This is a genomic window from Methyloversatilis universalis FAM5, assembly GCF_000214035.2.
In the GTDB taxonomy this organism is placed as follows: Bacteria; Pseudomonadota; Gammaproteobacteria; order Burkholderiales; family Rhodocyclaceae; genus Methyloversatilis; species Methyloversatilis universalis.
The window spans coordinates 56,197-78,213 of record NZ_AFHG01000042.1 but is presented as its reverse complement, the minus strand read 5'-3'; the positions used below and the strand labels follow the sequence as shown (position 1 = coordinate 78,213).

At 67.8% G+C, this 22,017-nt stretch carries 18 protein-coding genes; 11 read left to right on the top strand and 7 right to left on the bottom strand.

What is annotated here, in order from left to right:
• Positions 1-167: 167 nt before the first annotated feature.
• Together METUNV1_RS07520 and METUNV1_RS07515 are read left to right on the top strand one after the other, a co-directional pair.
• Positions 168-1,544, top strand: coding sequence for an ATP-binding protein (locus METUNV1_RS07520; protein WP_008060449.1), 1,377 nt, complete (start codon positions 168-170; stop codon positions 1,542-1,544).
• Positions 1,541-2,227 carry a response regulator gene (locus tag METUNV1_RS07515; protein ID WP_008060448.1) on the top strand — a complete coding sequence of 229 codons (687 nt, stop codon included), beginning with the start codon at positions 1,541-1,543 and terminating at the stop codon, positions 2,225-2,227. The genes METUNV1_RS07520 and METUNV1_RS07515 overlap by 4 nt, the downstream gene beginning before the upstream one ends.
• A gap of 44 nt (positions 2,228-2,271) precedes the next feature.
• Here the strand turns inward: METUNV1_RS07515 and glpK are convergent, their stop codons facing one another.
• Complete coding sequence (gene glpK, locus METUNV1_RS07510; RefSeq protein ID WP_008060447.1) at positions 2,272-3,774, bottom strand: glycerol kinase GlpK; 1,503 nt, start codon at positions 3,772-3,774, stop codon at positions 2,272-2,274.
• Between the two features lie 196 nt (positions 3,775-3,970).
• On the opposite strand from glpK, the gene METUNV1_RS07505 reads away from it, so the two are divergent.
• The 3 genes from METUNV1_RS07505 to METUNV1_RS07495 all read left to right on the top strand — a co-directional run bounded on the left by METUNV1_RS07505 (position 3,971) and on the right by METUNV1_RS07495 (position 7,998).
• Complete coding sequence (locus METUNV1_RS07505) at positions 3,971-4,993, top strand: LLM class flavin-dependent oxidoreductase (protein WP_008060446.1); 1,023 nt, start codon at positions 3,971-3,973, stop codon at positions 4,991-4,993.
• Between the two features lie 96 nt (positions 4,994-5,089).
• Positions 5,090-7,708, top strand: a complete 2,619-nt coding sequence (alaS, locus tag METUNV1_RS07500) for an alanine--tRNA ligase (protein WP_008060445.1) — start codon at positions 5,090-5,092, stop codon at positions 7,706-7,708.
• On the top strand, positions 7,705-7,998 hold the full coding sequence (locus METUNV1_RS07495) for a hypothetical protein (RefSeq protein ID WP_008060444.1): 294 nt from the start codon (positions 7,705-7,707) through the stop codon (positions 7,996-7,998). The genes alaS and METUNV1_RS07495 overlap by 4 nt, the downstream gene beginning before the upstream one ends.
• A gap of 54 nt (positions 7,999-8,052) precedes the next feature.
• Here the strand turns inward: METUNV1_RS07495 and METUNV1_RS07490 are convergent, their stop codons facing one another.
• The 4 genes from METUNV1_RS07490 to METUNV1_RS07475 all read right to left on the bottom strand — a co-directional run bounded on the left by METUNV1_RS07490 (position 8,053) and on the right by METUNV1_RS07475 (position 12,341).
• Complete coding sequence (locus METUNV1_RS07490) at positions 8,053-8,895, bottom strand: HDOD domain-containing protein (RefSeq protein WP_008060443.1); 843 nt, start codon at positions 8,893-8,895, stop codon at positions 8,053-8,055.
• A 27-nt stretch (positions 8,896-8,922) separates the two neighbouring features.
• Entirely contained in the window at positions 8,923-10,161 is a 1,239-nt protein-coding gene (locus tag METUNV1_RS07485) for an EAL and HDOD domain-containing protein (protein ID WP_008060441.1), read from the bottom strand.
• Between the two features lie 119 nt (positions 10,162-10,280).
• Positions 10,281-11,657, bottom strand: coding sequence for a phosphomannomutase/phosphoglucomutase (locus METUNV1_RS07480; RefSeq protein ID WP_008060440.1), 1,377 nt, complete (start codon positions 11,655-11,657; stop codon positions 10,281-10,283).
• Positions 11,658-11,765: 108 nt separating this feature from the next.
• Positions 11,766-12,341: a TetR/AcrR family transcriptional regulator gene (locus tag METUNV1_RS07475; RefSeq protein WP_008060437.1), complete on the bottom strand. Its 576-nt coding sequence runs from the start codon at positions 12,339-12,341 to the stop codon at positions 11,766-11,768.
• 188 nt (positions 12,342-12,529) lie between these two features.
• On the opposite strand from METUNV1_RS07475, the gene METUNV1_RS07470 reads away from it, so the two are divergent.
• The 3 genes from METUNV1_RS07470 (at position 12,530) to METUNV1_RS07460 (ending at position 16,149) form a co-directional block, all read left to right on the top strand.
• A complete protein-coding gene (locus METUNV1_RS07470; RefSeq protein WP_008060435.1) occupies positions 12,530-13,282 on the top strand; it encodes an electron transfer flavoprotein subunit beta/FixA family protein in 753 nt (250 codons plus the stop codon).
• A 10-nt stretch (positions 13,283-13,292) separates the two neighbouring features.
• Complete coding sequence (locus METUNV1_RS07465; RefSeq protein ID WP_008060434.1) at positions 13,293-14,228, top strand: FAD-binding protein; 936 nt, start codon at positions 13,293-13,295, stop codon at positions 14,226-14,228.
• A gap of 136 nt (positions 14,229-14,364) precedes the next feature.
• Positions 14,365-16,149, top strand: a complete 1,785-nt coding sequence (locus tag METUNV1_RS07460; protein WP_008060432.1) for an acyl-CoA dehydrogenase — start codon at positions 14,365-14,367, stop codon at positions 16,147-16,149.
• Between the two features lie 48 nt (positions 16,150-16,197).
• On the opposite strand, the gene METUNV1_RS07455 is transcribed toward METUNV1_RS07460, so the two are convergent.
• Positions 16,198-16,806 (bottom strand): response regulator transcription factor, encoded by a 609-nt coding sequence (locus METUNV1_RS07455; protein WP_008060431.1) that lies wholly within the window; start codon positions 16,804-16,806, stop codon positions 16,198-16,200.
• On the bottom strand, positions 16,803-18,737 hold the full coding sequence (locus tag METUNV1_RS07450; protein WP_008060429.1) for a sensor histidine kinase: 1,935 nt from the start codon (positions 18,735-18,737) through the stop codon (positions 16,803-16,805). The genes METUNV1_RS07455 and METUNV1_RS07450 overlap by 4 nt, the downstream gene beginning before the upstream one ends.
• A 179-nt stretch (positions 18,738-18,916) precedes the next feature.
• Here METUNV1_RS07450 and METUNV1_RS07445 point away from each other — a divergent pair, with 179 nt between their 5' ends.
• Genes METUNV1_RS07445 through METUNV1_RS07435 form a run of 3 tightly spaced genes read left to right on the top strand, consistent with a single transcriptional unit; the run spans position 18,917 to position 21,879 of the window.
• Complete coding sequence (locus METUNV1_RS07445) at positions 18,917-19,921, top strand: TRAP transporter substrate-binding protein (protein ID WP_008060427.1); 1,005 nt, start codon at positions 18,917-18,919, stop codon at positions 19,919-19,921.
• Positions 19,922-19,981: 60 nt separating this feature from the next.
• Complete coding sequence (locus METUNV1_RS07440) at positions 19,982-20,596, top strand: TRAP transporter small permease (protein ID WP_008060425.1); 615 nt, start codon at positions 19,982-19,984, stop codon at positions 20,594-20,596.
• Positions 20,593-21,879: a TRAP transporter large permease gene (locus METUNV1_RS07435; RefSeq protein WP_008060423.1), complete on the top strand. Its 1,287-nt coding sequence runs from the start codon at positions 20,593-20,595 to the stop codon at positions 21,877-21,879. The genes METUNV1_RS07440 and METUNV1_RS07435 overlap by 4 nt, the downstream gene beginning before the upstream one ends.
• The last annotated feature ends 138 nt before the right edge of the window (positions 21,880-22,017 follow it).

The following is a 22,017-nucleotide window of genomic DNA, read 5'->3' as shown; positions in this document are numbered from 1 at the left end:
GCGGGAAACGGTCCCGGGGCGCCGGTGTTCTGCCGCCGGCGGTACGGTCAAATTGCCCGTCCCGGCCGGAACAGCGGCGTCCTATGATCCGGCCGCGCCGGCATGCTGGTCCCCACGCGGGCGCATGCGCACAATGTGACCCTGTCCCGTCCCCGAACCGCCTGCCGATGAAACGCGTAGACCTCAAGCGCATCCTGCTGATCCGCATCACGCTGTTCGCGCTGCTGCTGCTGGCCTGCGCGATCGCGTTCACGCTGGTGCAGACCCGCGAACGGCTGCACGCCGACATCCCGCGCACCGGCGACACCATCAAGCAGCTGATCGAGAACGAGATTTCCCGCGTGTCGCCGCCCTTCGTGCGCGACCTCGGCACGCTGGAACTGAACGATCTGGAGGGCATAGGCCGGCTGGTGCATTTCTGCGCCGAGGTGATCAACATCTACTCCCGCCCGGTGGTGCAGCGCTGTTTCGGCGACGCCGAAGCGCCCGCCTGGCTGCCTGCCAGTCTCATGCGGCAGGTGGTGGGCGAGGAGGCGCGCTATGTCGGCGCGGTCGGCCGCTATCCCGGCATCAAGGTGGGCGAGCTGTTCCTGACGCCCAACTACAACAGCGTCGCGCAGTCGGTGGGCACCGCCATCCGCAACCTGCTCATCATCACCGCCGGCGTGCTGCTGCTGAACGTGCTGGTCTATCTGCCGGTGCGCCGGGTGCTGCGTCCAGCGGACGACATCCTGCGTGGCGTGGAGCGCATGCAGGCGGGCGACCTGTCGGTGCGCCTGCCGTCCTTCGAACTGATCGAGCTGCAGCGCATCGGCGAGGGCTTCAACCATCTGGCCGACCGTCTGCAGCACACCATGGACGAACAGCGCCTGCTGGCCCGGCGGCTGCTCGACGTGCGCGAGGAGGAGCGGCGCAGGCTTGCGCGCGAACTGCACGACGAACTGGGCCAGTGCCTCACCTCCATCCAGGCCGAGGCGGCCTATGCGCGCGAACTGGCGCACGACCAGCTGCCGGCGCTCACGCCCTGCGCCGAGGCGATTTCGCGCATCACCGCGCACATGATGGAAGTGCTGCAGCTCATTCTGCGCGAACTGCGGCCGGTCGGGCTGGAAGCTTTCGGTCTGGCGGCCTGTCTGGAACAGCTGATCGACAGCCGCAACCGCAGCAGCCACGGCCGCTGTCTGCACACGCTGGACATCCAGGGCGATCCGTCGGGTCTGGCGGACAACCTGAACGTGAGCCTCTATCGCATCGTCCAGGAAAGCCTGACCAATGCGCAGAAGCACGCCGACGCCCGCCACATCGCGGTCTCGCTGCGCTGCGCCGGCGGCGAGGTAAGGCTGCAGGTCGATGACGACGGGCGGCCGCTTGAAGGCGCGAAGTTCGAGGGCGGGCTGGGCGTGCTGGGCATGCGGGAACGGGTGAACGCGCTGGGCGGGCGGCTCACGCTGACGCCGCGCAGCGAGGGCGGCCTGCGGGTCGAGGTGGTGCTGCCGGCGGACGCCGGCGCCGCGACGAACAGAATCGAAGGAGTGCTCGCATGATCCGCCTGCTGCTGGTCGACGATCACGCGGTGGTGCGCGAAGGCTATCGCCGGCTGCTGGAACGCCGGCCCGACCTGTGCATCGAGGCCGAGGCGTCCACCGCGGGCGAGGCGCTGACCGCCTTCCGCGCGGTGGAGCCGGATGTGGTGGTGCTGGATCTGGGCCTGCCCGACATGGGCGGGGTCGAGCTGGTGCGCCGTCTGGTGCAACGCGACGCGCGGGCGCGCATCCTGGTGTTCAGCATGCACCGCGACCCGCTGTTCGCCTCGCAGGCGCTGCGCGCCGGTGCGCTCGGCTACGTGACCAAGAGCTGTGCGCCGGACGTGCTGATCGACGCGGTGTATCAGGTGGCGGCGCGGCGCCGGGTGCTGAGCCCGGACATCGCGCCCGAGCTGGCGCTGGCGCTGCTGAACGAGTCGGACAATCCGCTCGACGCGCTTTCGCCGCGCGAATTCGAGGTGCTGCGGCTGCTGCTCGACGGCCGTACGCCGGACGAAATCGGCCAGACGCTGCACATCAGTCCCAAAACCGCGCAGAACACCCATTACCAGATCAAGGCCAAGCTGGGCACCCGCACCGATATCGACCTGGTGCGGCTGGCGCTGAAATGGGGCATGGGCGGTGGGGGCATGGGCGGCGGTGCCGGCGACACACCGGGCGGCGTCGAGGGCGAAACCGGCTGAATCGCGGCGGGGCCGGCATCCGCGCCCTTTGCCGGCAGTCCGCTTCAGTGCGCAGCCATCTGCATCGTGGCTGACACCGCGCGCTGCCAGCGCGGGAGCAGGGCGGCAGCGAGCGTGCGGTCCTGTGGCTGGAAACTGCGGCCGCCGCTGTCCGGCAGCGTCATGTCCAGCCCGCAGCCGCGGGCGGCCAGCAGGGCGGCGCCCAGTGAGGTGGTTTCGGCGGTCGGCGCCACCTGTACCGGGCAATCCAGCAGGTCGGCCTGCATCTGCATCAGCAGGGCGTTCGCGGTGCCGCCGCCATCGACCTTCAGCGCGCGCAGCGGTGCGCCGGCGTCGGCTTCCATCGCCCGCATCACGTCCAGCGTCTGCAGCGCAATCGCTTCCAGCGCGGCGCGGGCGATGTGTGCACGGGTGGTGCCGCGGGTCAGCCCGTACAATGCGCCGCGCGCCTCGGCCGACCAGTGCGGCGCGCCCAGCCCGGTGAAGGCCGGCACCACGGTGACGCCGCCGCTGTCCGGCACGCTGGCGGCCAGCGCCTCGATGTCGGCCGAGCGCGCGATCAGGCCCAGCCCGTCCCGCAGCCACTGCACCAGCGCGCCGGTGACGAACACGCTGCCTTCGAGCGCGTACTCGATGTGGGCCGAGGTCTGCGCGGCGCAGGTGGCGAGCAGGCCATGGGTCGAGGCGATGACCTGACGGCCGGTGTGCATCAGCATGAAACAGCCGGTGCCATAGGTGTTCTTCGCCAGACCTGCCGCGCTGCAGCCCTGGCCGTACAGCGCCGCCTGCTGGTCGCCAGCGATGCCGGTCAGCGGAATCGCGCGGCCGAACAGGGCAGGGTCGGTATCGGCCAGCAGGCCGGCCGACGGCAGCACCTCGGGCAGCAGCGCGCGCGGTACGCCGAACAGTGCCAGCAGATCGTCGTCCCAGCGGCCGCTGCGGATGTCCAGCAGCTGGGTGCGGCTGGCGTTGGTGAGGTCGGTGATGTGACGGCGACCGCCGGTGAGCTGCCAGGCCAGCCAGCTGTCCATGGTGCCGCAGGCCAGTTCGCCGCGCTCGGCCCGGCTGCGTGCGCCGGGCACGTGGTCCAGCAGCCAGGCGATCTTGCTGGCCGAGAAGTAGGGGTCGAGCACCAGCCCGGTCCGGCCGCGCACGAAGGCTTCGTGTCCGTCGGCGCGCAGCCGGGCGCAGGCGTCGGCGGTACGCCGGTCCTGCCAAACGATGGCGGGCGCCAGCGGCGTGCCGGTGGCGCGGTCCCACAGCACCACGGTTTCGCGCTGGTTGGTGATGCCGATGGCGGCGATGTCGGCCGGTTTCAGCGCCGCGCGCAGCAGCACTTCGTGCATGCAGGCCAGGGTGTCGGTCCAGATGTGCAGCGCGTCGTGCTCGACCCAGCCGGGCTGCGGATAGCTCTGCGGCAGTTCGCGCTGGGCCATCGCGACCACCCGGCCGGCACGATCGAACACCAGCGCACGCGAACTGGTCGTGCCCTGGTCAAGCGCGAGAATGAAGCCCTGTGCGGCCGTCGTGTGCGCGGCGTCGGTCATGTCGGAACTCCTCCCTCTTCACGGGTGGGGCGCGGGCGGAACAGGCCTTCCGCTGCAGTGCCCGACGATACCGGGCCGGCCTGCGCTTGCAAACTTTCGCGCCGCCCCGATATCCACGGTCATGTGCCCGCAGCGGCCGGGCCGCGCGCAGTGCGCCGCCCACGTCCCCACCGCAGTCTTCCGAGCTGGAGCCCCGATGCCCGAACCGTTCAACATTCCGCTGTCCATGCTCGATCTGGTGCCGGTCCGCCAGGGCGGCAGCGTGGCCGAGGCCATGAAGGAGGCCGTCGCGCTGGCGCGCCATGTCGAACAGCTGGGCTTCAGACGCTACTGGCTGGCCGAACACCACAATATGGACGGCATCGCGAGTGCGGCGACCGCGGTGCTGATCGGCCACGTGGCGGGCCAGACTTCGCGCATCCGCGTCGGCTCTGGCGGCGTCATGCTGCCCAATCACGCGCCGCTGGTGGTGGCGGAAAACTTCGGCACGCTGGCGACGCTCTATCCGGGGCGCATCGACCTGGGGCTGGGTCGCGCCCCGGGCGCTGACCGCCCCACCATGCGCGCGCTGCGCCGCGATCTGGCGGGCAACGGCGACGACTTCCCGGAGCAGGTGGCGGAACTGCGGGCCCTGCTGGCACCGGCGCAGCCTGGTCAGGCGGTGCGCGCGATGCCGGGCGAAGGCACCGAAGTGCCGGTGTGGCTGCTCGGCTCCAGCCTGTTCAGCGCCCAGCTGGCGGCCTGGCTGGGCCTGCCCTATGCTTTCGCCGCGCATTTCGCGCCGCGCATGATGCTGGAGGCGGCCCGCCTGTACCGCGAACTGTTCCAACCGTCGGCCGTGCTCGACCGGCCGCATCTGATGCTGGGCGTGCCGGTGGTGGCTGCCGACAGCGACGACGAGGCGCGCGGGCTGTTCACCTCGACTCAGCAGCGCGTGCTGGCGCTGATGCGTGGCGAGTCCCTGCGGCTGCGCCCGCCGGTGGCCGACATGACGCCGCTGTGGGCCGGCCACGAAAAGGCCTCGGTCGATGCCTTCCTCGCCGAAGCAGTGGTCGGCGGCCCCGATACCGTGCGCCGCGGCCTCGCGTCGCTGGTCGAGCGCACCGGCGCCGACGAACTGATGGTGGTGACCGACATCCACGACTTCGCGCTGCGCCTGCGCTCCTGCCGCATCGTCGCCGAGGTGGCCGGCGTGAGCGCCGAGCCGGCCGTCGCCTGAACGCGCCACGGCCATCCGGCCGGCGGCGGCGCGAATGCTAGAATCCGCGACTGTTTTCGCGCCGCAGCGCGCGCCCTGAAATCCTGATTGCCGACCATGAACAGCGCCGATATCCGCTCCGCCTTCCTGAATTTCTTCGCTTCCAAGGGCCACCAGATCGTGGCCTCCAGCTCGCTGGTGCCGCACGAGGACCCGACGCTGCTGTTCACCAACGCCGGCATGAACCAGTTCAAGGACGTGTTCCTCGGCTTCGACAAGCGCAGCTACAACCGCGCGACCACCTCGCAGAAATGCGTGCGCGCCGGCGGCAAGCACAACGATCTGGAAAACGTCGGCTACACCGCGCGCCACCACACCTTCTTCGAAATGCTGGGCAACTTCAGCTTCGGCGACTACTTCAAGCGCGACGCCATCGCGTTTGCGTGGGAACTGCTGACCGAAGTGTTCAAGCTGCCCAAGGACAAGCTCACGATCACCGTCTATGCCGAAGACGACGAAGCCTTCGACATCTGGACCAACGAAATCGGCGTGCCGGCCGAACGCGTCATCCGCATCGGCGACAACAAGGGCGCGCGCTACGCCTCGGACAACTTCTGGATGATGGGCGACACCGGCCCCTGCGGCCCGTGTACCGAAATCTTCTACGACCACGGCGCCCACATTCCGGGCGGCCCGCCGGGCTCGCCGGACGAGGACGGCGACCGCTACATCGAAATCTGGAACAACGTGTTCATGCAGTACAACCGCGACGAAGCGGGCGTGCTGCATCCGCTGCCCAAGCCCAGCGTGGACACCGGCATGGGTCTGGAGCGCATCGCCGCGGTGCTGCAGGGCGTGCACAGCAATTACGAGATCGACCTGTTCGTCGCGCTGATCGCCGCCGCCGCGCGCGAAACGCAGACCTCCGACCTCGACACCCCGTCGCTCAAGGTGCTGGCCGACCACATCCGCGCCTGTTCCTTCCTGATCGCCGACGGTGTCATTCCGGGCAACGAGGGCCGCGGCTACGTGCTTCGCCGCATCATCCGCCGCGCCATCCGCCACGGCTACAAGCTGGGCGCGCGCGCCGCCTTCTTCCACCGCATGGTGCCGGACCTGGTGGCGCAGATGGGTGCCGCCTACCCGGACCTGGCCGCTGCGCAGCAGAAGGTGATGGACGTGCTGCGGCAGGAGGAGGAGCGCTTCTTCGCCACCATCGCCAACGGCATGGACATCCTGGAATCGGCACTGGCCGCGCTGGCGCAGGGCGCCGCGCTGGATGGCGAAACCGCGTTCAAGCTGCACGACACCTACGGCTTCCCGCTGGACCTGACCGCCGACATCTGCCGCGAGCGCGGCGTGACGGTCGATACCGAAGGCTTCGACGCCGCGATGGCGCGCCAGAAGGAACAGGCGCGCGCCGCCGGCAAGTTCAAGATGGCGACCGCACTGGAGTACGACGGCGTACAGACCACTTTCCGCGGTTACGACACGCTGGAAGCGGCCGGCAAGGTGGTGGCGCTGTACCGCGACGGTGCGCCGGTGAATGAACTGCACGAAGGCGAACTGGGCGTCGTCGTGCTCGACGAGACGCCGTTCTACGCCGAATCCGGCGGCCAGGTCGGCGACCGCGGCGAACTGCGTGCAGCACAGGGCATCTTCAAGGTCGAGGACACGCTGAAGATTCAGGCGGCGGTGTTCGGCCACCACGGCGTGGTCGGCACCGGCCGCATCGCGGTCGGCGACAGCGTGAGCGCGCGGGTCGATGTGCGCGCCCGCGCCGCCACCGCGCGCAATCACTCGGTCACCCACCTGATGCACAAGGCGCTGCGCGAGGTGCTGGGCGATCACGTGCAGCAGAAGGGCTCGCTGGTCGATGCCGACAAGACCCGTTTCGACTTTGTGCATACCGCGCCGATGAGCGACGACGAGATCGCCCGGGTCGAGCGCATCGTCAATGCCGAAATTCTCGCCAACGCCGCCACCCAGGCGCGCGTGATGGGCATCGAGGACGCGCAGAAGTCGGGCGCCATGATGCTGTTCGGCGAGAAGTACGGCGACGAGGTGCGCGTGCTCGATATCGGTTCGTCGCGCGAACTGTGCGGCGGCACCCACGTCGCGCGCACCGGCGACATCGGCCTGTTCAAGATCACGGTCGAAGCCGGCGTGGCCGCCGGCATCCGCCGCGTCGAGGCGATCACCGGTGAGAACGCGGTGGCGTTCGTGCAGCGTCAGGACAGGCTGGTCAGCGAAGCCGCGGCCGCGTTCAAGGCACCGGCCAATGAACTGCCGGCCAAGATCGCGCAGGTGATCGACAACGTGCGCGCGCTGGAAAAGGAAATCGCCCGCCTGAAGAGCAAGCTCGCCGCCAGCCAGGGCGACGAACTGGCCGCGCAGGCGGTGGCGGTCGGCGGCGCGAAGGTGCTGGCCGCGGTGATGGAAGGTGCCGACGTGCCGGCGCTGCGCGAAACGCTGGACAAACTGCGCGACAAGCTCGGCTCGGCCGCCATCGTGCTGGCCGCGGTGAACGACGGCAAGGTGAGTCTGATCGCCGGTGTAACGGCCGATCTGATCGCCAAGGTGAAGGCCGGCGAACTGGTCAATTTCGTCGCCGGACAGGTGGGCGGCAAGGGCGGCGGCAAGCCGGACATGGCGCAGGCCGGCGGCACCCAGCCGGAAAACCTGCCGGCAGCGCTCGCCGGCGTGGCGAAGTGGGTGGAAGGCAAGCTCGGATGAAAATCGCTGCAGTGTTGCTGATGGCGCTGGCATCGGCTGGCGCGCTGGCCGGCGAGGGCGCGGTGATCGAGGCGACCACCGCCGCCGGCGAGAAGGTCGAACTGATGCCGGACGGCCGCTGGCGCTTCGTCGATCAGGCGAAACAGGCGGAGGCGAAAAAGGTGGCCGATACCTGGCCGCAGAATCAGGGGCGGCCGGAAGGCGCCCAGGGTGGCTGGTTCGGTACCCGCACCCTCCTGCCCGGTGACAAGGACTACAACCGCGGCACGCTGAATCCCAAGATGCGCTGACCGATGAAATGAAAAAGCCGCCATGAGGCGGCTTTTTCATTTCCCGGCGCGGACTCAGATGCCCGGATCGCTGCTCGCTGCCTGTTCCGCACAGCGCGCGATGTCCTCGACCAGCGGCGCACCGCTCAGACCGCAGGCATCGAGCAGCCCGGCGTCGAGCGAGCCCACGATGTCGGCCGCCGGAATGCCGTCGCCGATGGCGAAGGCGATGCGCGCGGCCAGATGCGTCAGCCGTGCCAGCGCGTCTTCCGCGCCTGCCTGCGGCTGCGAGTAATGCTGCAGCGCCTGCGCGATATCGTCCGGAAAATTCCAGCGCATGGCCAGTTCTGCGCCCACCTCGCAGTGCGTGGTGTGCAGCTTGGCCAGTTCGGTCGCGGCACGTTCGCCGACGCTGAGGTCCTGGCAGTCGCGGGCGATTTCGTCGGCGATGCGCGGAAACGCGATGTGGATCATGAGCTGGCCGACCCGGTGCATCAGGCCGGCGCTGTAGGCGTATTCGGCATTCATGCCCGCGCGTTTCGCCAGCGTGGCGGCGACGTTGGCGGTGAGCATGGCGTGCCGCCAGAAGACCTGCAGGTCCACGCCCGGCACCTTCGGAAAGCTGCCGCTGATGCCGGCCGAAATGACCAGGGTGCGCACCGCGCGGGTGCCGATCAGCGTCACCGCCTCATCGATCGAACCGACGCTGCGCCGGGTGCCGTAGAAGCCGGAATTGGCCAGACGCAGCACGCGGGCGGAAATGGTCGGGTCGGTGCGGATGTCGGCGATCAGCGGCTGCAGGTTGGCGTCTTCGTCGCGCAGCGTTTCGATCAGCTTCTGCACCACGCGGGGGATGGTAGGCAGCTGGCCGGCGGCGGCAAACAGACGTTCGATGGCGTTGGCGGGGGGCGGTTGCATGAAAGGTGTCCGGGGTGAAGCGGCGAGTCAGCCGGCGCCGAGATCGGCGGCCCAGCTCATGGCTTCGGAAACGGCCAGATTGAAATCCTCGACGGTCAGCGGCTGCAGCGCATCCAGCGCCTGCGCGTAGTCGCTCAGCGCGTCCTCTTCCCAGTGGCGCAGCAGCGTGAGCAGGGTGCCCATGGAGCCGCTGCTTTCGATCAGCGCGCCGCGGATGTGATCATCGACCGCGAGCGTGCGCAGTACTTCGTCCATCTCGACGCCGAGCAGCGAGGGCAGCAGCGACAGGATGCCGGTCAGGAAGGCGCCGTCCGGGTCGCAGTCGCTGCTGTCGCAGCGCTCGGCCAGAAGCTCCATCGTGCGGGCGCGGGTGGCCACCATGTTCAGCAACGGCTTGTTGCTGTCGCCGCCGTCCTGCGAACAGAACAGCAGCAGCTGCAGCCAGCGCTGCAGCTGGCGCCGGCCGAGCAGGGTGATCGCCTCGCGCACGGTCGAGATCTGGCGGTTGCTGCCCGAGCCCACCGAATTGGTGATGCGCATCAGGTTCACCAGCAGTGCCGGTTCCTGCTTGATCAGCGGTTCCATCTCGCTGGTGTCGGCGTCGCTCATGACCATGCCGAGCAGCCGCAGCAGCGTGGTTTCGCTGGCGGTGAGCGTGCGCGTACTGAGCACGCTGGGGCGGGCGAAGTAATAGCCCTGGAAGAAGCTGAAGCCGAGCTGGTGGCAGTAGGCGGCCTGTTCGGCGCTGTCCACCTTTTCCGCCAGCAGCCGGGCTTCGAAGGGACGGAAGCGTTCGACCAGATCGGCCAGCGCGTCGGACGGTACGCCCATCAGGTCGATCTTGATGAAGGAGGCGATGCGGATCAGCGGCAGGAAGCGCTCGTCCAGTTCGAGCACGTCGTCCAGCGCCAGCCGGAAGCCCTTGCGCACCAGTTCGCGCGAACGGGCGATGACTTCGGGCGTGGGCGGCACGGTTTCGAGCAGCTCGATCACGATCTTGTCCGCCGGCAGCAGCTCGATCGCTTCGGACATCAGCATCTCTTCGCTGACGTTGATGAAGCCCAGTGCATTGCCGAGTGAACGTTCCAGCCCCAGCTCGTTGAAGACCGAGGTGATTACGCGCGCCGTGGCGCTGATGTTGCAGTGGAAGTCCGCCTGCCCGACGTGGCCCGAACGGAACAGCAGTTCGTAGGCGTACAGCGCACTGGAGCGATCCAGAATGGGCTGTCGACCGACATAGATGTTGTTGGTGGCGGCAGTGAGCATGAACCTGTTGTCGGCATGCCCGCCGCCACATTTAGGGGCGAGTGTGAATATTTTTCACTTTGTCATTTTCCCGCCGGTCAGGTGGTCTGCCCGATCCGCCTGACCGCCGGCGGCACGCCTCAGAACGGCAGCGCAAGTGCCGGCCGGGCGCCCAGCAGCACGCGGCGGAAATCCGCCTGGATGCGCGCCAGCGCGGCTTCGTTGTCCGCCTCAAAGCGGAGCACGACCACCGGGGTGGTGTTCGATGCCCGCATCAGGCCGAAGCCGTCGGCGTACTCGACCCGCAGGCCGTCGATCTTGATGATGTCGCGGGCGCCGTCGAACACCGCCGACTTCTGCATTTCTGCGATCAGCGCGTGCGGCTCGCCCTCGTTCATCTTCAGGTTCAGCTCGGGCGTGGAGGTGGCGGTCGGCAGCGCCTTCAGCACCGCGTTGGCGTCCGCCGAGGCGGACAGGATTTCCAGCAGGCGGGCGCCGGCGTACAGGCCGTCGTCGAAGCCGAACCAGCGCTCCTTGAAGAACATGTGGCCGCTCATTTCGCCGGCCAGCGCGGCCCCGCTCTGCTTCAGCTTGGCCTTGATCAGCGCGTGGCCGGTGTTCCACATGACCGGCTCGCCACCGTGTTCGCGGATCCACGGCGCCAGCAGACGGGTGCATTTGACGTCATAGACGATCTGCGCGCCGGGCTGGCGCGACAGCACGTCGGCGGCGAACAGCATGAGCTGGCGGTCGGGATAGATGATTTCGCCGTCGCGGGTGACCACACCGAGGCGGTCGCCGTCGCCGTCGAAAGCGAGGCCGATCTCGGCGTCACCGGCGGCCAGCACGCGGATCACGTCTTCCAGGTTTTCCGGCTTGGACGGGTCCGGATGGTGATTCGGGAAATTGCCATCCACCTCGCAGAACAGCGGCACCACCTCGCAGCCCATCGCCTCGAACAGGCGCGGAGCGATGTCGCCGGCCACGCCATTGCCGCAGTCGATCACCACCTTCATCCGGCGCTTGAGCTTCACATCGCCGGTAACGCGGGTGATGTAGGCGTCGCGCACGTCGGCCTGACGGGTCGTCCCGAGGCCGTGCACCAGATCGTTCTCGATGATGCGGCGGCGCAGGTCCTGGATCATGTCGCCGTACAGCGTCTGGCCGCCCAGCACCATTTTCAGGCCGTTGTAGTCCGGCGGATTGTGGCTGCCGGTCACGCTGACCGCGCTGTCGGTGCCGAGGTCGAAGGCGGCGAAGTAGGACAGCGGGGTCGGCACGCAGCCGATGTCCAGCACGTCTACGCCCGCGGCGTTGATGCCTTCGGCCAGTGCACCGGCCAGTTCCGGGCCGGACAGCCGGCCGTCGCGGCCGACTGCGATCGTGCGCTGGCCGCGCTTCACCGCCTCGGAGCCGAGCGCGTGGCCGATGGCGCGCACCGCGTCGGCGGTCAGCGTCCTGTCCACGATGCCGCGGATGTCGTAGGCCTTGAAGATTTCGGGTGCCGGGAAGGACATCGGTTTTCCTTTCTGCGTTCTGTTCTGTTGGAGGCCCGCACGGATGCGGCAATGCATCAATTATCGCGTGCCGGCCATGACAGCCGCGCGGCATTGTTTTGCAAAGTGTCAGCCGCCCGTGATCAGGTTGGCGATGAAGGCACGCGTGTCCGCCGGTCGCGGCGTGTCGCGCGCGCTGTCCATCATGCCGAGGCCGAACACGTAGGCGTACAGCAGCAGGCTGCGGCTGGAGGCTTCTTCGGCGCTGCGGCCGGCGGCCCGGAACAGTGCGGCCGAACATTCCAGCCTTACCGTGTCTACCTCATCCAGCGTGGCACGGGCGGCCGGGTCATGGCGCGCCCAGTCGCGCACCGCCAGTTCCACCTGCATGCCGCGCCGGTTGCGCACCAGGCTGTAGGTGTCGATCAGCTGCTGCAGCTGGGCGATTTCCTGGCCGGGCTCGGCCCGGGTGCGGCTGCGGATGTCCTCGATGCGGCCGTCGCGCCAGCTTTCGAGCATGGCATCGAGCAGGGCGCGCCTGTCCTTGAAGTGCCAGTAGAAGCTGCCCTTGGTTACGCCCAGCTCGCGGGCCAGCGTTTCCACCTTCACGCCATCGAGCCCGGCGTCGGCCAGGGTCTGCATGGCGGCGCGAACCCAGGTTTCACGGCCGGTCTGCGGGCGGGGGACGGAAGGTGTTTCGGACATGGCGGTATTCCGGTGCGGACGGTTGACGGCTCAATTGGGCATACGGTAGCGTATGGTTCATGCATACGCATCCGTATGGATCATCTACACGGATGCGCGGACAGCGTGCGCGATGCGGCCGGCGGCCGTTCGCCTTACCATCCGTCTTCATCATCAACGCAGTGCAGCAGAGCGCAGGAGGCGCAGGCATGAAGATTCTGGTCCCGGTCAAGCGGGTGATCGATTACAACGTGAAGATCCGCGTGGCGGCCGACGGCAGCGGCGTGGAAACCGCGAACGTGAAGATGTCGATGAACCCCTTCGACGAAATCGCGGTGGAAGAGGCGGTGCGCCTGAAGGAAGCCGGTGTCGCGACCGAGGTGGTGGTGGTGTCCGCCGGCGTGGCCGGCTGCGTCGATACGCTGCGTACCGCGATGGCGCTGGGCGCCGACCGCGCGATTCACGTGAATACCGACGCCGAACTGCAGCCGCTGGCCGTGGCCAAGCTGCTGAAGGCGGTGGCGGGCCGCGAACAGCCGCAGCTGGTGATCTGCGGCAAGCAGGCGATCGATGACGATGCCAATCAGACCGGCCAGATGCTGGCTGCGCTGCTGGGCTGGGGCCAGGCGGCCTTCGCGTCGAAAGTGAGCGTGGCCGATGGCCGCGCGTCGGTGACCCGTGAAATCGACGGCGGTCTGGAAACCGTGAGCGTGGCGCTGCCGGCGGTGATCACCACCGACCTGCGCCTGAACGAACCGCGTTTCGCCAGCCTGCCCAACATCATGAAGGCGAAGAAGAAGCCGCTGGATACGGTGACGCCGGACGAGCTGGGCGTCGACGTCACCCCGCGCCTGAAGACGCTGAAGGTGGCCGAGCCGCCGAAGCGCCAGGCCGGTGTGAAGGTGGCTTCGGTGGCCGAACTGGTCGCGAAGCTGCGCGACGAAGCCAAAGTGCTGCGCTGAGGAAACCGACATGAGCATTCTGGTCATTGCAGAACACGACAACGCCGGCCTGCGTCCGGCCACGTTGAATACCCTGGCTGCCGCGGCGAAGATCGGCGGCGACATCACGGTGCTGGTGGCCGGCAGCGGCTGCGCCGGCGCCGCTGCAGCCGCTGCCGCGGTGCCGGGCGTCGCCAAGGTGCTGAGCGCCGACGCCGCCCATCTGGCCCACCCGACCGCGGAAGATCTGGCCGCGGTCACGCTGGCTGCGGCCGCCGGTCACAGCCACGTGCTGGCGCCGGCCGGCAGCTTCGGCAAGAACTTCATGCCGCGCGTCGCGGCGACGCTGGACGTGGCCCAGGTGTCGGACATCGTCGAGGTGGTGTCGGCCGACACCTTCGTGCGCCCGATCTATGCCGGCAATGCGCTGGCCACGGTGCAGAGCGCCGATCCGGTCAAGGTGGTGACGGTACGCGCCACCGCCTTCGACCCGGTGGCCGCCACCGGCGGCAGCGCGCCGGTCGAGGCGCTGGCCGCACCGGCCGCCAGCCTGCTGTCGGCCTTCGTGTCGCAGGAACTGTCGACCTCGGCCCGCCCGGAACTGGGCAATGCCCGCGTGGTGGTGACCGGTGGCCGCGCGCTCGGCAGCGCCGAAGCCTACGCCAGCGTGCTCGAGCCGCTGGCCGACCGGCTGGGTGCGGCGCTGGGTGCCAGCCGTGCGGCGGTCGATTCCGGCTACGCGCCGAACGACGCCCAGGTCGGTCAGACCGGCAAGATCGTCGCGCCGGATCTCTATATCGCGATCGGCGTGTCCGGCGCCATCCAGCATCTGGCGGGCATGAAGGATTCCAAGGTGATCGTCGCGATCAACAAGGATCCGGAAGCCGCCATCTTCCAGGTGGCCGATTACGGTCTGGTCGGTGACCTGTTCGAACTGGTGCCGGCGCTGGTCAAGGAACTGGGCTGACACGCCTGCGGACGGGCGGCTCACCGGCTGCCCGTCCCTGCGTCGCAGCCGCCGGCGTCCGCGACCGTCCGGTCGTGCCGTCACGGCCGCATGCTGTTGACACCAGGGGCCGCCAGAGCCCGAGGAGGAGACGTTCATGAGCGAATACGCCGCACCGCTGCAGGACATGCGCTTTGCGCTGGACCTGGCCGGTCTCGCTGAAGTGGCCGCCTTGCCCGGCTATGAAGATGCGAGCCCGGACGTGATCGACGCCGTGCTGGAAGAAGCGGCGCGCTTCACCGGCGAGGTGCTGTCGCCGATCAACCGGGTGGGTGACCGCACCGGCGCGCGACTGGACGAGGAGGGCCGGGTTGTCATGCCGGAAGGTTTTGCCGCGGCCTATCGGGCCTGGGCCGACAACGGCTGGAACGGCATGGGCTGCGATCCGGCGCACGGTGGCGCCGGCATGCCGCATCTGGCGGTGGCGCAGATCCAGGAAATGGTGATGGGCGCCAACATGGCGTTCTCGCTGTGCCCGCTGCTGACCGCGGGCGCCATCGAGGCGCTGGCGCTGTGCGGCTCCGACGAACAGAAGGCGCTCTATCTCGAGCGCATGGTGAGCGGCGAATGGACCGGCACCATGAATCTGACCGAGCCGCAGGCCGGGTCCGACCTGGCGGCGGTGCGCACGCGCGCCGAACTGCAGCCGGACGGCAGTTACCGGGTGTTCGGCCAGAAGATTTTCATCACCTTCGGCGAGCACGAACTGGCGTCCAACATCGTGCATCTGGTGCTGGCCCGTACGCCGGGCGCCCCGGAGGGGGTGAAGGGCATTTCGCTGTTCATCGTGCCCAAGTTCATTCCGGACGCCGACGGCAATCCGGGCGCGCGCAACGACCTGCGCTGCGTGTCGCTGGAACACAAGCTGGGCATACACGCCAGCCCGACCTGCGTGATGGCCTTCGGCGATGCCGGTGGCGCCACCGGCTGGCTGTGCGGCGAAGAGCACCGCGGCATCGAGTACATGTTCATCATGATGAACGCCGCGCGCTACGCGGTGGGTCTGCAGGGCCTTGCGGTGGCCGAACGCGCCTTCCAGCATGCCCGAGCCTATGCGCACGAGCGCCGGCAGGGCGGCGAGGCCGGTGCAAAGGGCGGTGGCAGCGTGCCCATCGTCCGCCACCCGGATGTGCGCCGCATGCTCATGCGCATGAAGTCGCAGGTCGAGGCGATGCGTGCGCTGGCGGCGGTGACCGCGGCGGCGCGCGACCGCGCCGCACGGCATCCGGACGAGGCGGAGCGCGCCCGCGCCCAGGCCTTTGTCGAACTGATGATTCCGCTGGTCAAGGGCTGGAGCACCGAAACCGCGAACGAGGTGGCCTCGCTGGGCGTGCAGGTGCACGGCGGCATGGGCTATGTCGAGGAAACCGGTGCCGCGCAGTATCTGCGCGATGCACGCATCACCAACATTTACGAAGGCACGACCGGCATACAGGCGAACGATCTGGTCGGCCGCAAGATCGCCCGCGATGGCGGCGAAGCCGCGCGTGCGGTGCTGGCTGACATGCGTCAAACGGTGGCGGATCTGCGCGCAGCCGGGCTGGAGGCGATCGCCGTCGGTCTGGACGACGCGACGCAGGCGCTGGAACGCGGCATCGATTTCGTGCTGGCCCACTGGCGCAGCGATCTGCGCGCGGTGCTCGCCGGCGCGGTGCCACTGCTCATGCTGTTCGGCCGTGCGGCCGGCGGCTGGCAGCTGGCGCGCGGCGCGCTGCTCGCGCAGCACAGGCTGGCGGCCGGCGACGGCGATACGGATTTCCTGCGCGCGAAAATGGTGTCGGCGCGTTTCTACGCCGATCACGTGCTGAGCGAATGCGGCGGGCTGGCACACATGGTGTGCAGCGGTGCTGACGCCGTACTGGACGAGGCGGCCGGGCTCTAGCATCCGCAGGTTCAGGCCGACGGGGCGATCGAGCCGCCCGAGCAGCAGTTACTTCCGCGTCGCCAGCACCTGGGCCAGTTCGACCGCAGAGCGCACGCCCATTTTCTCGAAGATGCGCGCACGGTGAACCTCAACGGTGCGCATGGTGACGCCCAGATCGCTGGCGATCACCTTGTTCATCTGGCCGGCCAGCACCCGCTCCATCACTTCGATCTCGCGCTGGGTGAGCTGGGCAACGCGTTCCTCGATGGCCTGCAGCGCGGCGCGCTTGGACACCTGCTGCCGGTGCATGGCCAGCGCGGCCAGCGCGCGGTCCACCAGTTCGTTGTCGTTGAACGGCTTCTCGACGAAATCGAAGGCGCCCTGCTTGATTGCGTCGACCGCCATCGGCACGTCGCCATGGCCGGTCAGGAAGATGACCGGCAGCGTATGGCTGTGCTCGCGCAGCCAGCCGAACAGCTCCAGCCCGCTCATGCCGTCCATCCGGATGTCCAGCACCAGACAGCCGCAGTGAGCGATTTCGCCGCTGTCCAGCAGCGCCTCGGCCGACGGCCAGGTGCGCACCGCATGACCGCGTGAGCGGAACAGCCAGCCGAGCGCGTCGCGGATGGCGTCGTCGTCATCGACGATGAAGATCTGGCTCTCCGATGCACTCATGGCGCTGCACCTCCTGCCGGCAGTTTCAGGATGAATACCGTGCCGCCGCCCTCGGCCGCTTCGAACCACAGCCGGCCATGGTGCAGTTCGACGATGGAGCGGCAGATGTTGAGACCCATGCCCATGCCGTCCGGCTTGGTGGTGAAGAAGGGGGCGAACAGCTTGTCGGCCACTTCCGGCGGAATGCCGCCGCCGTTGTCGCGCACCGACACCTGCACGCCTTCGGCGTCGGCGCCGGTCTGTATCAGCAGGCGCCGGCGCTCCGGCGCGCAGCCTGCCATCGCGTCCATGCCGTTGCGGATCAGGTTGAGCAGCACCTGTTCGATCATCACCCGGTCGGCGTGGATGTCGGGCAGGCCGCCGGCCAGCGAGCTGGATATGCGGATGTCGCGCTTGCGTGCATCGGCCTCGATCAGACCGAGCGCCTCGTCGACCACGTCGTTCAGCGAACAGGGCATGCGCTTCGGTTCGGAGCGGCGGACGAATTCATGCACCCGGCGGATGATGGTGCCGGCCCGCTTCGCCTGCGAGCTCATTTTCGCCAGCGGCTCCTGCAGGTCGGACAGCGTGCCGGTGCCGTGTTCCACCATGTTCAGGCAGGCGGTGCTGTAGCTGGCGATGGCCGACAGCGGCTGGTTCAGTTCGTGCGCCAGCGTCGAGGCCATTTCGCCCATGGTGATCAGGCGGCCGGTGAACTGCAGCTTTTCCTGCTGCTGCCGGTACAGCTCTTCCGCCTGCTTGCGTTCAGTGATGTCGAGCACCGAACTCATCCAGCCGACATGGCGGCCGCGGGCGTCCATCAGCGGCGCTTCGGAAATGAGCACGTCGAAGCGCTGGCCGTCGCGGCGGACGAACTTCAGTTCCATCGCCCCGTGCGACATGGCGCCGCCGGCCAGGATGCCGTCGTGCAGCGCGCGGATGTGCTCGGCGGCCTCCGGCGCCCAGTAGGGCATGGGCGGGGTCATCGCCATCAGCTCCTCCGCGCTCCAGCCCACCATGCGGCAGAAAGCCGGATTCACGTGGGTGATGCGGCCGCTGAGGTCGCGTGCGCGCAGGCCGATGATGAGCGAGTCCTCCATCGCGGTGCGGAAGCTGTGTTCCTCGCGCAGCGCCTGTTCGGCAGCCAGCCGGCGCACCAGATGCCGGCGCAGCGCCCACAGACTCCACAGCATGGTGAGCGCGAGGCCGACGATGGTGACGACGAGCAGTGCAGGCAGCAGCCGCGTGTCGCTGCGGTAGGCGGTTACCCTCAGACGCAGGCCGTGGCCCGGCGGGTCGAACGCGAGCGCGTAGTTCAGTTCGTCGTGTTCGGCGGCCACCTTGGATTTGCTGGCCAGCACGGTTTCGGTGTTGTCGATCACGTCCAGCTTGTAGCGTTCGGCGAACCACCAGGGCACCGACTGCGACAGCATCTGCGCGATCGAGTAACGGCCCAGCATCCAGCCCAGATCGCCGCCCAGCGGTACCAGCACGTCGAAATGCACGTCGCCGTCCGGGGTCCGTTCGGGCGGCAGGTAGACCGCCCGCCCGGTGCTGCCGGACAGGCGGGCCGGACCGGAGAGCTCGCCGTCCGTCAGGTCGGTCGCGTGCAGCGTGTCGATCTTCAGCAGGCCGTGCCCGTTGGCGATCAGGCTGCGCAGACGGGCGTCGAGCACCTGCGGGTCGAGCCGGCGGTCGCCGGCGTCACGCCCGATCTGCGCCATCTGTTCCGCGTTGCGGTCGAGATGGAAACGCAGGTCCTGTTCCATCCACAGCACGTCGTTGATCAGCGTGGCGCGCTGCTCGTCCAGATCGTTGCGGTGCAGCCACCACACCAGCGCACCGATGGCGACCAGAAACAGGGCGACCGCCACCCGCGGCACGATCCAGTACCAGCCGGGGCCGGAAGCGGGGGCGTGCAGCGGAGGCGTGAGGGTCGGGACGGTATTCATGGCGGACCAGGGGCTGAGCTGCCCATCATAAGTGGGCCGGGCAGGGGGCGTATTTCGGTTTTCCACAGGCGGCGGCCGGTTGCGGATATCCACAATGGTCCCGGACCGGCGGGACTACCAGAATCCGATCATCACACCGGCCGTCCGCGCCGTGTGGCCTTCCATAACGAGGAGACACCATGAAACTGCATTCCCTGCTGTTCGGCCTGCTGACGCTGGGCCTGACGCCGCTGGCCATGGCCCAGCAACCGATCGTGATCAAGTTCAGCCACGTGGTGGCGGTGGAAACACCCAAGGGCAAGGCCGCGGAGTACTTCAAGAAGCGCGCGGAAGAGCTGACCGGCGGCAAGGTGAAGGTTGAGGTGTACCCGAACAGCCAGCTGTACAAGGACAAGGAAGAGATGGAGGCGCTGCAGCTCGGCGCGGTGCAGATGCTGGCGCCGTCGCTGGCCAAGTTCGGTCCGCTGGGCGTGAAGGAATTCGAGGTGTTCGACCTGCCCTTCATCTTCGACAACTACGAAGAGCTGCACCGCGTGACCCAGGGCCCGATCGGCGCGTCCATCCTGAAGAAGCTGGAGCCCAAGGGCATCGTCGGTCTGGCTTTCTGGGACAACGGCTTCAAGTCCTTCTCGGCCAACACCCCGATCAGGACACCGGCCGACCTGAAGGGCAAGAAGCTTCGCATCCAGTCGTCCAAGGTGCTGGAAGAGGAAATCCGTGCGCTGGGCGCGCTGCCCCAGGTGATGGCCTTCTCCGAGGCCTACCAGGCGCTGCAGACCGGCGTGGTGGATGGCACCGAGAACCCGCACTCGAACATGTACACGCAGAAGATGCACGAGGTGCAGAAGTACATGACGGTGACCGACCACGGCTACCTCGGCTATGCGGTGATCGTGAACAAGAAGTTCTGGGACGGCCTGCCGGCCGATGTGCGCGGCCAGCTGGACACCGCGATGAAGGAATCCACCGCCTACGCGAACAAGATCGCGAAGGAAGAGAACGACGCGTCGCTGGAAGGCATCCGCAAGAGCGGCAAGACCCAGATCTACGTGCCGACCCCGGACGAGCGCATGGCCTTCAAGCGTGCGCTGGTGCCGGTGCACAAGAAGATGGAAAGCCGGATCGGTGAACAGATCCTGCGCGACATCTACAAGGAAACCGCGTTCGACCCCACCAAGCTGTAACACCGCCTGCCGCGGCGGCCGTTCAGGCCGCCGCCACCTCTCTCCGTCCGGAGGCTTTCCATGAAATTTCTCGATCACCTCGAGGAGTGGCTCATCACCGCTCTCATCGGTGCGGCGACGCTCATCGTGTTCGTCGCCGTGGTGCACCGCTATCTCGCCGGCTACGCGATTCCCGGCCTGCAGGACTGGCTGCTGTCGATCAACCTGAGCTGGGCGCAGGAACTGACCATCATCATGTTCGTATGGATGGCCAAGTTCGGTGCGGCCTACGGCGTGCGTACCGGCATCCACGTCGGCGTCGATGTGCTGATCAACCGGCTGCAGCCGAAGAACCGTGCGAAGTTCGTGGTGTTCGGCCTGCTTGCCGGCGCACTGTTCACCGCCACCGTCGGCACGCTGGGCGCCTCCTTCGTCTGGGAGAACGGCGCGCACCACGCGGTGTTCTCCTGGCTCGGCCGCGACCTGACCGACATTCCGGAAGGGCCGACCACGCCCGACCTGGAGTGGCCGACCTGGATCGTCTATTCGGCGATTCCCTTCGGTTCCTACCTGATGTGCTTCCGCTTCCTGCAGGTCACGCTGGGCTTCATCCGTACCGGTGAACTGCCGCACCACGACCACGGCCATGTCGATGGTCTGGACGAAGTCACCGAGTCGAAGGAGGCGCGCGCATGAACGCCCTGATCATTTTCACGCTGCTGTTCGTGCTGATGCTGACCGGCATGCCGATCTCGATCTCGCTCGGCCTGACGGTGCTCACCTTTCTGTTCACGATGACCCAGGTGCCGCTGGAATCGGTGGCACTCAAGCTGTTTACCGGCATCGAGAAGTTCGAAATCATGGCGATTCCGTTCTTCATCCTGGCCGGCAACTTCCTGACCCACGGCGGGGTGGCGAAACGGATGATCAATTTCGCCACGTCACTGGTCGGACACTGGTACGGCGGTCTGGGTCTGGCCGGCGTGCTGGCCTGTGCGCTGTTCGCCGCGGTGTCAGGTTCCAGCCCGGCGACCGTGGTGGCCATCGGCTCCATCCTGCTGCCGGCCATGGTGAAGGCAGGTTTCCCGAACCGCTTTGGTGCCGGCGTCATTTCGACCTCGGGCGCGCTGGGCATCCTGATTCCGCCGTCCATCGTGATGGTGATGTATTCGGTGGCGACCAATACCTCGGTAGGTGCGCTGTTCATGGCCGGTGTCGTGCCGGGTCTGGCGCTGGCCGGCGTGCTCGGCTTCGTCACCTGGTACCGCGCGCGCAGGTTCGACTATCCGCGCCAGCCCAAGGCGTCTGCCGCCCAGCGCCTGAAGGCTTTCCGTGATTCGGTCTGGGGCCTGCTGCTGATCGTGGTGGTGATGGGCGGCATCTACACCGGCATCTTCACGCCGACCGAGGCGGCGGCCATGAGCGCGGTCTATGCCTTCATCGTCGCAGTGTTCGTGTATCGCGACATGAGTCTGCGCGACGTGCCCCGGGTGCTTCTGAACTCGGCCAACATGAGCGCGATGCTGCTGTACATCATCACCAACGCGGTGCTGTTCAGCTTCATCATGACCAACGAGAACATTCCGCAGGCGCTGGCCGAGTGGATGCTGGGTCAGGGCCTCGGTCCGATCGCCTTCCTGCTGGCGGTGAACGTCATCCTGCTGCTGGCCGGCAACGTGATGGAGCCTTCGTCCATCGTGCTCATCTTCGCGCCCATCCTGTTTCCGGTGGCGGTGAAGCTGGGCATCGATCCGGTGCACTTCGGCATCATGATGGTGGTCAATATGGAGGTCGGCATGTGCCATCCGCCGGTGGGGCTGAACCTCTACGTGGCGTCCGGCATCACCAAGATGGGCATCACCGAGCTGACGGTGGCGGTGTGGCCGTGGCTGCTGTCCATGCTGGGCTTCCTGGTGGTGGTGACCTACTGGCCTCCGCTGTCCCTGTGGCTGCCGCGCATGCTGGGCATGATCAACTGAGCCCCGCCACAGTCTGCTGCGTCGCACAAGGCCGCATGGGTTTCCGTGCGGCCTTTTTTCATGGCGGCGTCTCAAGTCCGCGATGTGAACGACCGTTAGAGAGGCCTGAGGAGATCGACGGCATGGGCGTCACAAAAT

Excerpts from the sequence above, each read along its gene's own strand:
- METUNV1_RS07520 (WP_008060449.1), top strand. The coding sequence starts at position 168 with ATGAAACGCGTAGACCTCAAGCGCATCCTGCTGATCCGCATCACGCTG.
- METUNV1_RS07515 (WP_008060448.1), top strand. The coding sequence starts at position 1,541 with ATGATCCGCCTGCTGCTGGTCGACGATCACGCGGTGGTGCGCGAAGGC.
- glpK (WP_008060447.1), bottom strand. The coding sequence starts at position 3,774 with ATGACCGACGCCGCGCACACGACGGCCGCACAGGGCTTCATTCTCGCG.
- METUNV1_RS07505 (WP_008060446.1), top strand. The coding sequence starts at position 3,971 with ATGCCCGAACCGTTCAACATTCCGCTGTCCATGCTCGATCTGGTGCCG.
- alaS (WP_008060445.1), top strand. The coding sequence starts at position 5,090 with ATGAACAGCGCCGATATCCGCTCCGCCTTCCTGAATTTCTTCGCTTCC.
- METUNV1_RS07495 (WP_008060444.1), top strand. The coding sequence starts at position 7,705 with ATGAAAATCGCTGCAGTGTTGCTGATGGCGCTGGCATCGGCTGGCGCG.
- METUNV1_RS07490 (WP_008060443.1), bottom strand. The coding sequence starts at position 8,895 with ATGCAACCGCCCCCCGCCAACGCCATCGAACGTCTGTTTGCCGCCGCC.
- METUNV1_RS07485 (WP_008060441.1), bottom strand. The coding sequence starts at position 10,161 with ATGCTCACTGCCGCCACCAACAACATCTATGTCGGTCGACAGCCCATT.
- METUNV1_RS07480 (WP_008060440.1), bottom strand. The coding sequence starts at position 11,657 with ATGTCCTTCCCGGCACCCGAAATCTTCAAGGCCTACGACATCCGCGGC.
- METUNV1_RS07475 (WP_008060437.1), bottom strand. The coding sequence starts at position 12,341 with ATGTCCGAAACACCTTCCGTCCCCCGCCCGCAGACCGGCCGTGAAACC.
- METUNV1_RS07470 (WP_008060435.1), top strand. The coding sequence starts at position 12,530 with ATGAAGATTCTGGTCCCGGTCAAGCGGGTGATCGATTACAACGTGAAG.
- METUNV1_RS07465 (WP_008060434.1), top strand. The coding sequence starts at position 13,293 with ATGAGCATTCTGGTCATTGCAGAACACGACAACGCCGGCCTGCGTCCG.
- METUNV1_RS07460 (WP_008060432.1), top strand. The coding sequence starts at position 14,365 with ATGAGCGAATACGCCGCACCGCTGCAGGACATGCGCTTTGCGCTGGAC.
- METUNV1_RS07455 (WP_008060431.1), bottom strand. The coding sequence starts at position 16,806 with ATGAGTGCATCGGAGAGCCAGATCTTCATCGTCGATGACGACGACGCC.
- METUNV1_RS07450 (WP_008060429.1), bottom strand. The coding sequence starts at position 18,737 with ATGAATACCGTCCCGACCCTCACGCCTCCGCTGCACGCCCCCGCTTCC.
- METUNV1_RS07445 (WP_008060427.1), top strand. The coding sequence starts at position 18,917 with ATGAAACTGCATTCCCTGCTGTTCGGCCTGCTGACGCTGGGCCTGACG.
- METUNV1_RS07440 (WP_008060425.1), top strand. The coding sequence starts at position 19,982 with ATGAAATTTCTCGATCACCTCGAGGAGTGGCTCATCACCGCTCTCATC.
- METUNV1_RS07435 (WP_008060423.1), top strand. The coding sequence starts at position 20,593 with ATGAACGCCCTGATCATTTTCACGCTGCTGTTCGTGCTGATGCTGACC.